The sequence below is a fragment of the Dolichospermum sp. LEGE 00246 genome (assembly GCF_015207865.1).
GTDB lineage: Bacteria > Cyanobacteriota > Cyanobacteriia > Cyanobacteriales > Nostocaceae > Dolichospermum > Dolichospermum heterosporum.
Genome location: NZ_JADEWA010000130.1, coordinates 1 through 11,990, shown reverse-complemented (window position 1 = coordinate 11,990; position 11,990 = coordinate 1). Strand labels below are relative to the sequence as shown.

9 protein-coding genes and 1 pseudogene are annotated in these 11,990 nt (G+C 38.6%); 4 read left to right on the top strand and 6 right to left on the bottom strand.

Going from position 1 to position 11,990, the window contains the following annotated elements; translation table 11 throughout:
• From IQ228_RS11135 to IQ228_RS11125, 3 genes and pseudogenes are all read left to right on the top strand, one after another.
• Window positions 1–436, top strand: a 436-nt coding sequence (locus IQ228_RS11135; RefSeq protein WP_193962870.1) for a hypothetical protein, incomplete at its 5' end; no start/stop codon positions are given.
• A 114-nt stretch (window positions 437–550) separates the two neighbouring features.
• Window positions 551–1,114 carry a hypothetical protein gene (locus tag IQ228_RS11130; protein ID WP_039204209.1) on the top strand — a complete coding sequence of 188 codons (564 nt, stop codon included), beginning with the start codon at window positions 551–553 and terminating at the stop codon, window positions 1,112–1,114.
• 351 nt (window positions 1,115–1,465) lie between these two features.
• Window positions 1,466–3,116: pseudogene (locus IQ228_RS11125) on the top strand (MBL fold metallo-hydrolase).
• A 138-nt stretch (window positions 3,117–3,254) separates the two neighbouring features.
• On the opposite strand, the gene IQ228_RS11120 reads toward IQ228_RS11125, so the two are convergent.
• From IQ228_RS11120 to IQ228_RS11095, 6 genes are all read right to left on the bottom strand, one after another.
• Entirely contained in the window at window positions 3,255–3,566 is a 312-nt protein-coding gene (locus IQ228_RS11120) for a DUF6679 family protein (protein WP_027403878.1), read from the bottom strand.
• A 748-nt stretch (window positions 3,567–4,314) separates the two neighbouring features.
• On the bottom strand, window positions 4,315–5,103 hold the full coding sequence (locus tag IQ228_RS11115; protein WP_193962869.1) for a Nif3-like dinuclear metal center hexameric protein: 789 nt from the start codon (window positions 5,101–5,103) through the stop codon (window positions 4,315–4,317).
• Window positions 5,104–5,139: 36 nt separating this feature from the next.
• Entirely contained in the window at window positions 5,140–6,216 is a 1,077-nt protein-coding gene (arsB, locus tag IQ228_RS11110) for an ACR3 family arsenite efflux transporter (protein WP_284081206.1), read from the bottom strand.
• A 220-nt stretch (window positions 6,217–6,436) separates the two neighbouring features.
• Window positions 6,437–7,699, bottom strand: coding sequence for an organoarsenical effux MFS transporter ArsJ (gene arsJ, locus IQ228_RS11105; RefSeq protein WP_027403875.1), 1,263 nt, complete (start codon window positions 7,697–7,699; stop codon window positions 6,437–6,439).
• 127 nt (window positions 7,700–7,826) lie between these two features.
• The gene (locus IQ228_RS11100; protein ID WP_193962868.1) at window positions 7,827–8,843 is read right to left on the bottom strand and encodes an ArsJ-associated glyceraldehyde-3-phosphate dehydrogenase; all 1,017 of its coding nucleotides are present in this window, start codon (window positions 8,841–8,843) and stop codon (window positions 7,827–7,829) included.
• Window positions 8,844–8,858: 15 nt separating this feature from the next.
• Entirely contained in the window at window positions 8,859–9,917 is a 1,059-nt protein-coding gene (locus IQ228_RS11095; RefSeq protein WP_027403873.1) for a PstS family phosphate ABC transporter substrate-binding protein, read from the bottom strand.
• A 269-nt stretch (window positions 9,918–10,186) separates the two neighbouring features.
• On the opposite strand from IQ228_RS11095, the gene IQ228_RS11090 reads away from it, so the two are divergent.
• On the top strand, window positions 10,187–11,620 hold the full coding sequence (locus tag IQ228_RS11090) for a DUF697 domain-containing protein (RefSeq protein WP_193962867.1): 1,434 nt from the start codon (window positions 10,187–10,189) through the stop codon (window positions 11,618–11,620).
• Window positions 11,621–11,990: the final 370 nt, after the last annotated feature.

Here is an 11,990-nt window from a genome sequence, read left to right as displayed (position 1 = left end):
GTGTATAGAAAGACTATTCTCAATTTCATTTTGGCAGGAATTTTATCAAAATTTAGGAATTAAAGATTCTTTACTTAACTTTTCTGCTAATATAGAAAATTATACTGATTGGCGACCAAAAGAAAAGGAAGCTATTAATAAACTTATAGATAGTGAACCCGAATATGCTATTAATCTTTTGAAGGAAATTAAAAATGATCTTGATGGTAACTCAAAAGGTAATTTAGGAGAGTTTATTTATAAAATTCGTAATTCTATTGTTCATTTTCGACCAGCAACAGAACCAATATCAATAGATGATAAGAATTGGGATAAGTTAATCAGAGCGTGTTTGTTAGTTATTGAATATTGCTATAATCAATACAAGGATGAGTTTAATGATAATTGTCAGAATCAGGTGGTTATCGAGCGAAGTCGAGATAATTTACAGGATTAAAGATTTTGAAAATGTTATAATCTTTCTCAGAACTTATGAAAAATATGGAATTTTCCTCCTTAACTGACAAATATTGATATGAATTTTCTTGTAAAAATCCAACGGAATTACTATATGTATAATTACAAACAAGCTATTTTATCATTATTTTTAGTTGTATCCTGCACTGTTATTAGCAGTTGTGATTCTAACAATACTGCTAATAACCCAACTCCAGAAACAACACCAAATAGCAAGATTAACCCCAGTCCCCAAAGAAAAGTACAAAAGTCTCCAACCCCCGTAGTTGAACCATATACCGCTAATTCTAATACCAAAGCTATCTCTGGGAAAACTACAAACGTCACCGTATACACAAGTGATGCCCAATGTCAAGAGCTAATTCCTCAAAAAACTGACGTTTCCGCAGCAGAACCCATGAATGAGGCCATAGGTAAAATATTCAAAGAACAAAATACAGCAGATTTCAGCGTATCTGGTTATCGCGTTAATGTAAAAAATGGTGTTGCGATTGTTGACTTACGAGTCGCACCAGATTCAAAAAGACAAGTATCTTCTCTTTCTAGTTGTGAACAGTTTGCATTGTTTAGTAGTGTCCGCAAAACATTAATTAGTAATTCTCAGTGGAAAATTAAAGATGTCCGCTTTACTGAGCGTGGAGAAGAGATTGCCCTGTAATGCTGGGGTTGAACGTGCTATATTTACAATAACCCAAGCATGGTAAAGATTTTCTAGTGATTTTGCCCAAATGCAAAAACACGATATTAAGATCAAAAAGTCCGAAGTTAAGGGAATAAAATCAATGGATATCAAACTAATTTTAGTGGGTTTAACTGTTATATTTACGGTTTCGTGCTTATTCTTTGGTACGAAAAATGGCTTTTATGATTCCGATAACTATCATGGTAACGGTTCTGCACATTAACAAGAGTGACAACTTAGGTTTCCAACTTTTTTGAACTTTGCAGAGGAATATTGCTAAAAGCCAACTTTCTCAGCCAATAGTTTGATTGAGGGGAGGAGCAAATAATGAATAATATATCAATTGATGCTGGAACAACAGCTAACGAGTTGGAATGCTTTCCCTATAGTGTTCAGCATCAAGATGAAGGGGTGTGTCTACTGGTCAGGATGGGACCACACCGGATCATGTTAGATTTCGGTTTGACAAATATTTCCCCTGTAGCGCAGGAAATGACTCAATCGGCACATCATGGGATACCAGCGGATTTAGTCCTAATTAGTCATGCTCATCCAGATCATGCTAGAGGCTTATTAACACTACATCAAGCTTTTCCCCTATTACCTATTTATGCTAGTGAGGTAACAACGAAGTTATTACCGCTAAATTGGCCAGATGAAGAACTACCAGGAATTCTCTCATTTTGTCAGGCATTACCATTGCGATCGCCTGTAGAAATCAGAGAAAATTTAATAGTAGAATTATTTCCCGCAGGTCATTTACCCGGTGCTGTGGCGATTCTCCTCACTTACCACACCCCCAACCGTGATTATAAATTACTTTACACAGGTGATTTTTTCCTATCCAACTCCCGTTTAGTCGAAGGGTTGCGACTAGATGAACTCCGGGGTTTAAATTTAGACGTGCTATTAATTGAAGGTAGTTATGGTACATCCCGTCATACCCATCGTCGTAACCAAGAAAATCAACTAGCAGAAAGGATTCATCGCGCCATTAGTTCTAGTGGCACAGAGAAAAACAATTCAATAATTTTACCAACCCCAGCATTAGGATTAGGTCAAGAATTACTCATGCTGTTACGTTCCCATCACCACTTTACAGGTCGAGATTTAGATATTTGGGTTGATGGTGCTGTAGCTGCTGGTTGCGATGCCTACTTAGAACTTTTACCCCATCTCCCCGCCGCTGTCCAGAATTTTGCCCGACACCAACCTTTATTTTGGGATGACCGGGTAAAGCCTCGTGTAAGAAGATTAAAGCCGGAAAATCTAGCCAGTTTAGGGACATCTCCTTGTATTGTTCTCACGGACTCTTCCGCAGATTTACGTAAATACTGCCAATATAACACAGGCAATTGGTTGATTCTTTTACCGGAAAAAATTGATCTTCCCGTTAACCCAGAATATTTAGCACCAACGAAATTTGAAAGTTATCTTTTAGCGCAACATAGTGATGGACCAGGAACAACCCAGCTAATTCATAATTTACGACCCCAGCACGTTATTTTTGTGCATGGTTCTCCCAGCTATCTAGCAGATTTAACTTGCTTAGAAGAGCTACAAAACCGCTATCATGTCCACTCACCAGCAGCCGGAACTCTAGTAGAATTACCAATTGGGGAAACATTTTTACAACCTGCCGCCCCAGAAACTAATTATGAGGGAGAGTTGACGGAATTAGGTACTGTTATTACCATCACTCTCCCTGATACAGTAACAGCAGACCCCCCGCTGGAGACAATTCGCTGATACGGGTTTAATAGAAGCGCGTTGGCAGGGTGAAGAGTTGGTATTCCGGGGGTTATCCCCACGAGAACTTGTAAACCCCAATCATCTTCGCCCTAATTCTGGTGATGTTGCGTGCTGTGGTAGCTGCCGACACCAAAGGGGGCAACGGTGTTGGAATCCCGCTGCCCCCTTATATAATTTCAAAGTTACCCTTGACGGATACTGTCCTGCTTTTGAACGCTTGACGTGAATTTAGTTTAGGAGCGTTTAATCAGCTATTAGCAATCAGCATTGAGTTAATTTTGGGTTTAATTCCGTCACCTCTACAGGTGGAATGTTGCTGAGGTGGGGTTTAAATCCTCTTGTTAACAACACGCTGACGGCTCTTTTAATCTGGATTTAGGTCAGTATAAGGGTTAGGTATACGCTCTGCTTCTGGACATTCTTCAGTTGTCAGCGGATCTATGTTACCGCGTTGCACTGAAGCTAATTTTTGAGTAACAGATCCGATGCTTTCAAGACGAACCATCTCCTCCCAAGAACAAACTTCATCTTCTTCGTCTGTCTCATAGCGTAAAGTCACTAAATCGCCCTCGATATCAATGATGCGGGCCCGCTCTATCCAGCGTTGCTGATCCCGCAAAAAAACACATACCTCCCGCCCGTCGCAACACAGTTGATAAATTTTGCGGTGTAGCATGTAGTGCTTCTGCCTTTTTATACAACGTAGTTAAACCTGTCAAATTCGGGTTCTACCCCTGGAATATCCGCCTCTAAGAGGTGAATTTCGTAGTCAGAACCCAGTAAGTTTAGTGACTCAATTTTACCACTTATTTTTAGTCATTAGTGTTAGGTGAAATTTTGGGTCTTAAGCTTTAGTTTACCGCATTAGTTGAACGGCTATGGCAACTGTTAACATCTACAGACATTTTTCTCTGATTTGGCGTTTCTAGGGGCAAGGCTAGTTATCCTTATTAGCACGCTTTGTCAATAGAAATATTATGTCTGGGCGCAACATAGCTTTCAGCCCTTTAATGAGACTATCTAGCTAAGTACAGATAACCGATTGGATAGTCTATAGAAGATTCTCCCCAAGGTTAAAATGTGTATTCTATATAAATGATAACATTATTTCTAGTTTCTTAAAGGTAAATAATTTTTTTTGTATAAATTTTTGAATAAGATTAGCCAGGCGTTACGGAAGCAAAATGTAAATTTATATGTGGAGGTATTTTAGTGGCACATCTCTACATCGGGTTTAAGATGGTATAAGTGATTGTATTCATGAAATTAGCAATTTTACATACAGTGTAAAGGTCAGCATGGTACTGGTAGTTCGTCAAATTTATTTTGACGGGTAATGATCGGAAAAAACTTCTGTTCTTCCCTCCCCTGCCTCTGTTCTCCCCCTGCTTTCCTTCACCCGTCATTTTCGGGTTGACAGACTACTAGGTTAGAAACTGGCGAAAATCTTCATCTTTCTGACTCAATTGCACCCAATCTAAGTTAAGAGCTTGAAATTTCTGAACTAGGCGATCGCACGCGGGGCGTTCTGTGGCATAATGTCCAGCATCAATTAATACAAGATCACGATCACGACTTTCTTGGAATTGATGAAATTTGCAGTCAGAGGTTAGGTAAACCTGAGCATTAGTTTTGACTACTGCTGAAATATAACCTGCACCTGAACCACCTAAAACAGCTACCCGGGAAATTTGCTGTTGTAAGTCAGCCATTGGCGAAAAAATTAAATGGGACGGGTTTAATTGAGATTGAATATTATTAATTAATTCTTGCAATGTCAAAGTAGGTTTTATATTTCCTACACGCCCATAACCTAAACCTGATTGAGTAGGGACAATGGGTGATACTTGTTGAAGTTCAAGCAGTTGGGCTAAAACGTCAGCAGTTCCATCTGCTACTTGGTCAAAATTAGTATGGGCGGTGTAAATTCCGATGTTATGGGCAAAAGCTAACCGCACCATTTCTGTTAAAGCGTCTCCAGTGCGGAAAGATTTGGGGGGATGAAAAATGAGGGGGTGATGGGCAAATATAAGGTTAGCATGGAGAGCGATCGCTTCCTGCATAACGGCTAAAGTCGGAGTTAAACACACCAAGACCCGTGCTTCTGTAGACAAAACACCGGGTTCAACTTGCCAACCGCAATTATCCCAGCTTTCGCACCAAGCAGGATTTGCCCATTCTTCAAACCAAGTAATTAAATCAGTAACTTTCATTAAATTCAAATAAATCAATAGATTAAACGTATTTAATTATAATCCTACTGGTGGAGATAACCTAAAAAAATGTTTCTTAATCCAGAAAGATACATTGACTAAACTAATTAAGACTGGCACTTCTACCAATGGTCCAATGACAGCAGCAAAAGCCACACCAGATTTAATTCCGAATACAGAAATAGCGACAGCTATTGCTAATTCAAAATTATTACCAGCAGCAGTAAATGCCACACTAGCAGCTTTTGCATAGTCGGCTTTAATTTTCCATGCTAGGTAAAAACTACCCAAAAACATGAATAGGAAATAGATAATTAGGGGAATGGCAATGCGGACAACATCTAGAGGAATCTGCACAATCAAATTACCCTTTAAACTAAACATAACCACAATGGTAAATAAGAGAGCAATTAGAGTAATGGGACTAATTTTGGGAATAAATTCTTGATGATACCACTGCTTACCTTTAGCTTTCACTAAAATAACGCGAGTCATAAATCCAGCCAGAAAAGGAATACCTAAATAGATAAAAACGCTGTTGGCAATTTCCCTAATACTGATATTTACAATAGTTCCTTGTATGCCAAATAAAGGCGGTAAAATCGCCAAAAAAAACCAAGCATAAACGCTGTAAAAGAGAATTTGAAAAATACTATTAAAAGCAACCAGTCCGGCTGTATATTCAGTGTCTCCCTTAGCTAATTCACTCCAGACAATTATCATAGCAATACAAGGGGCTATTCCCACCATAATTAACCCAGTCATATACTCAGGTTTATCACGTAAGAAAAGCATGGCAAGCGTAAACATCACTATTGGGGCAATTATCCAAGTTAGTGATAATGATAGTCCAAGAATTTTTTTATTACGAAATACATCTGCTAATTCTTCATATTTTACCTTTGCCAATGGCGGGTACATCATCAAAATTAAACCAATAGCAATTGGGATGTTAGTTGTTCCTACTTGGAAATGATTGATAAAAACTTCTACGGTGGGGAAAAAATACCCTAAACCCACTCCAGTTGCCATTGCCAGAAATATCCACAATGTCAAAAAGCGATCCAGAAAAGAAAGGCGTTTTATAGTCGGTTGTTTAGTTATAGATTTCACTTAATTCATCTCAATTTAGATCAGATCCCCGACTTCTTCAAGAATTCGGAAATATTTTTTTCATGATAAAATGTGTATTTATTACAAATTAGTATTTAGGCAAGAGGCAAAAACTGTCACCAATTGCCTACTACCTTATTTAAACTCAAATAAATTTTGGAGTCATCCAACTAGAGTAGGATATACCTGTTTACATAGCATATCTTTAGACTGGGAAATATTATTCTCCGTCTCCAGTTTTCCAAGCTATAGATTTACTAGGTTGAGGATTAGGTAACTTCAGAGAAACTAAACCTGCTGCGAATACGAAAAACATTGATGTCCACAGACAACCAACTAAGCCAAATATTTGATAAACCAAACCGGATAAAACTGTACCCACAAGACGACCACCGGAGTTTGCCATATAGTAAAAACCCACATTTAAAGCGACCTTATCATCATCAGTAAATGCTAAAACCAGATAGGAATGGACAGCGGAATTGAAAGCAAATACGACACCAAAAACGAGAAGTCCAGCAATAATTACGATATTAGCGGGTAAACCTAATTGTAATGCCAGAGCGATCGCACCGGGAACAGCCGTTAATGTAAATGTCCAGAATCGAATAGTTTGAGATTGAGGTGGACGACCAGAACCAAACCGCTGCATGAGTGTTGGTGCTAAAAATTGAATAATCCCATAACCAATCACCCAACAAGCTAAAAATCCCCCTACCTGATAAAAAGACCAGCCTAATGTACCCCGTAAAAAAACTGGTAAAGCCACAACAAACCATACATCTCTAGATCCAAATAAAAAGAATCGCGCCGCCGAGAGAATATTTATTTCTGCGCTTTTAGAGAAAAGTTGGCTAAATTTGACCTTTTTCTTGATTTTACCCATGGCTTTGGGCAGCATTAACCCAGAAAACATAATTAAAGCCAGTCCCCCAGCCATAATCCATAGGGAATTAATAAAACCCACAGAACTGAGAAGGGCGCTACCAAGAAAGAAACCAACACCTTTCAAAGCATTCTTAGAACCTGTGAGTACAGCCACCCACTTAAACAAAGAAGATTGAGCATCTTGAGGCACAACCAAGCGAATGGCGCTTTTAGAACTCATCTTCGTTAAGTCCTTAGCAATTCCCGAAAATGCCTGTGCAACCATCACATAAAGGACTGAAAGCCACTGCGCCCACCCTGGATTCAGAAAAGACAGCATAATTAAAGAAAACACCTGTAATCCAATCCCAGTATAAAGAGTTACTTTTAACCCAAACTGAGAACCAATCCAACCGCCGAGAAAGTTTGTAACAATTCCAAATACCTCGTAAAACAGGAACAGAGAGGCAATTTGAATAGGTGTATAACCAATTTTATTAAAATAGAGCAAAACCAACATTCGCAAAGCCCCATCAGTCAAAGTGAAGCCCCAGTATGCCAGTGTCACCAGAATATAATTCTTGAAATTAGGATTAGAAGCAGTAGTAGAAGCCATGATTAAAAGTTCAAAATCGTAAATACAAACTAAAATTCTCTCTCCGTCTCTGCGCCTCTGCGCCTCTGCGCCTCTGCGTGCAAAAATCTTTATGGGGTAGGACCGAAAACCCACCCCTAGAAAACCATTATTTCTGCAAACTTAAAGCCACCTTTCGCACTAATTCAGTCATGCGGTTAACATAACCCCATTCATTGTCATACCAAGCCAAGATTTTCACCTGAGTTTCGTTGATAACCATTGTCGAAAGGGCATCAATAATTGCAGAACGAGGATCATCTTTATAATCAATAGAAACTAAAGGACGTTCTTCATAACCCAAAATTCCTATTAATGGTTCTTGTGCAGATGCAGTTTTCAATAAATCATTAACTTCGGCTATTGTTGTCGGACGCACAACTTCAAATACACAATCTGTGAGAGAAGCATTTAACAAAGGTACACGCACGGCTAAACCATTTAATTTACCATTCAATTCTGGATAAATTAACCCAATAGCTGTGGCTGAACCTGTGCTAGTGGGAATTAATGACATACTTGTAGCCCTAGCCCGACGCAAATCTTTATGAGGTGCATCTACAATAGTTTGAGTATTAGTATTATCGTGAATTGTGGTAATTACTCCATGTTTAATTCCTAAACCTTCATGAATTACTTTTACGACTGGGGCTAAACAATTAGTAGTACAAGAAGCTGCTGTTAACAAATGATGTTTATCGGCTTGATAGAGGTGATCATTTACCCCCATGACAATGTTTAAAGCCTCTTGTTTAACAGGTGCAGCAACAATTACCTTCTGCACACCTCTTTTAAAATATGGATCAAGGGTAGCGGGGGTTCTAAACTTACCAGAACATTCCAAAACTATATCAACCCCAAAATCTTCCCAAGGAACTTCACCCGGTTGAGAATATTCAGTAAAACTAAGAGATTTACCATCAATAACAACTTGGTTTTTGACCGCTTCTACTTCTGGTGTCCAACGCCCATGTACAGAATCAAATTTGAGTAAATGTGCTGCGGCTTCTGTTCCACCTTTGGTTTCATTAATGTGAACAAATTCTATTTCTGTCCAATCCCAAGCAGCACGAACGGACAACCTGCCCATGCGTCCGAATCCATTAATTCCTACTTTAATTGTCATGATTTTTATTAATTACTAAAATTGCTTTTGTTTGCGTAACAATTGCCCAAGACTTAGGTTAAACTCCGATTTACCACCAAATACTGTTCCGGCTTTGCCTTTATACAAGTGGATAGAATTAAGTTTGTAAGCTTCCTCTGATAGGGGAACATAGCCAACAGAACTGACTATTTTTGCCGCATTTTTAATGTAGAAATCCGCAAGGTTATACACCAAAGTTTTGTTTTTACTAGACCGAAGATTGACATATATGAATAGAGGTCGAGAAAGTGGTTGATATCTGGCTTTTTCTACTGTTTCTGGTGATGGTAAAACAGCACCTTTACCACTATTAACTGCTAAAACTTTTAACTTATCTTTGTTTTCTTGGTAGTAGGCATAACCAAAGTAACCCAAAGCATTAGGGTCTTTATTAACACCAGTAACTAAAACTTCATCATTTTCACTGGCTGTGTAATCTTTGCGACTGGCTTTGGCTTTACCGACAATTGCTTCGGTAAAATAATCATAAGTTCCAGACTTACCACCAGGACCATATAATTTAATTGGGCGGTCTGGCCAAGAATCTCGGACTTGATTCCATTTTGTAATTTTTCCTTCAGCCGCAGGTTCCCAGATTTTTTTCAATTCGGCTACTGTAATGTCTTTTGCCCAAGTGTTTTGGGGGTTAACAGCAATGGTTACGGCATCAAAAGCTATAGGTAATTCCATGTAACTTACGCCATTTTTCTTGCAAGCTGCCATTTCTGACTGGTTAATTGGTCGAGAAGCATTACTGATATCTATTTTACGAGTACAAAATTTTTCAAATCCACCGCTAGTACCAGAAATATTTACTTGTATTTGACCATTATTTTTTAGGTTGGCTTGGTATGCTTTAGCTATGGACTGGGTAATGGGATATACGGTACTAGAACCATCTACTTTAATAAGTGCGTCAGTGGCAGAGTTAGTAACTTTTGTCGCTTCATTTGGTTTTTGAATATTTTGGGCAAGACCAAGCGTATTTGTAAAACTGCTTGTCAATGCTAGTATTCCGAAAGTTAAGACTAATTGGCTTGCTGTTTTATTCACTGATTTCACCTGTATAATTAGTGAGCAGACTTTTGATCCTATGTACTTATTATTTCAAAAAAAGTTGATATGTCAATATTTACCTTACCATCAGATGTCCAAATTAATCAAGAAAAATTGATGTATTGTTTATACATAGCAGAAACATGATTTTAGCTGCTTGCAAATCTCCAACATCAAAAGATGTTTGTTTACCAACCGCAATCTGAGTAGCAGGTTTTCGACTAAAGTGAAGTAAAAGCTTTTTCCTCGTGTGGAGAATCACAATTGTGAAGTTACAGCGACCAATATTAGTGGGAGGACTAGGACTATCGTTCTCCCTGTGGATGTTAGACAGTTGGCATGATTCAATAGTGCAAGTGGGGGAATTCGGACTCCTGAGTGCTTTAGCCGTCGGTGGGGGTTTGTGGTTATTGAAAAAAAATCAGCCCCAATTAGGTGAACAGCTAAATGATATAGTTGCAGCTAGAACGGTTGTGGAACAAGCGATCGCTCAAACAGAAGTAATAATTAATCAGCTTTCTCAAGAAGCAGCCAATCATCCTCACCTGGCAATTCTCCGCGAAAAACTGGCTAAATTGCCCTTAGAATTGAATAGAAAGGAAATATTCATTGCCGTTACTGGTGGGAAATCCGTAGGTAAAAGTACAGTTATTAAAGTTCTAAAAACTTCCCCAACCCTTCCGGGACTGTCTTTACATTTTTCGGAAACAGCGCCTTTATTTTCGGTAGTTGGTGAAAACTCCGATGTTGTTACCTTATCAGAAATGCAGAAATCTGATTTTGTCTTATTTCTGACAAACGGTGATTTAACAGATTCAGAATTTCAGGTTTTACAACAGCTAAAAGCTGTAAAACAACCAAGTTTGCTGGTTTTCAACAAACAGGATCAATATCAACCTGATCAACGCGCTACAGTTTTACAATCATTAAAGCAGCGCATTGGTGCAAATGTAGTTGGAACTGCGACTTCTCCCGTACCGGTGAAAGTGCGAAAACATCAAGAAGATGGTTCTTTCCAAGAATGGATGGAACAACCAACGCCAGATATCCAGCAATTAACACAACAATTAACGGAAGTTGTGGCACAGCAGAGAGAACAGCTAGTTTGTAATACCACAAATCGCAAAGTATTATTACTGAAAGCTGAAGCTAAAAATTGTTTAAATGGTGTGAGAAGAGATCAAGCTACACCCTTTGTAGAAAAATACCAGTGGATTGCAGCAGCAGCGGCATTTGCTAACCCTGTACCTGCTTTAGATATTCTCGCCACTGCGGCGATTACTGCTCAAATGGTGATAGATTTAGGTAATATATATCAGCAGAAAATTTCCTTAGAACAAGCGCAACAAGTAGCGGTAACTATGGGAAGTTTGATGTTGAAATTAGGTTTAGTGGAACTTTCCACTAGGGCTGTAACGGGTATTATGAAAACTAATGTTGCTACCTTTGTCGCTGGGGGAATGGTAGAAGGAGTTAGCGCTGCTTACCTAACCAGAGTAGCCGGATTAAGTTTAGTTGAATATTTTGAACAGCAAGAAATTGCTTTAGAACCGGCAAGCGCTTTAAATCTCGACAAACTGCGTCAAGTTTTGCAAACTGTATTCCAGCAAAATCAAAAAATGGCTGTTTTGGAAGCTTTTGTCAAGCAAGGTGTAAAGCGGTTGTTACCAGAAGCAAAACCAGTAGAAGTTGTTGCTTAACCTTTCATATCCCCGACTTCTTAAATAAGTCGGGGATATGAATCTCTCTCTCAATTGTCAGAATCAGGATATCCAGGATTTTAGGATGTACAGGATGTTGGTTTATAGATGGTTTGTTGGTTGGTGATGAAAGTTGTATTTGTCTGAATCAGGATAACCAAGATTTTAGGATGTACAGGATATTAGTTTATAGATGGTTTGTTGGTGATGAAAGTTGTATTTGTCTGAATCAGGATAACCAGAATTTTAGGATTTTCAGGATATTAGTTTATAGATGGTTTGTTGGTTGGTGATGAAAGTTGTATTTGTCTGAATCAGGATAACCAAGATTTTAGGATGTACAGGATATTAGTTTATAGATGGTTTAAAT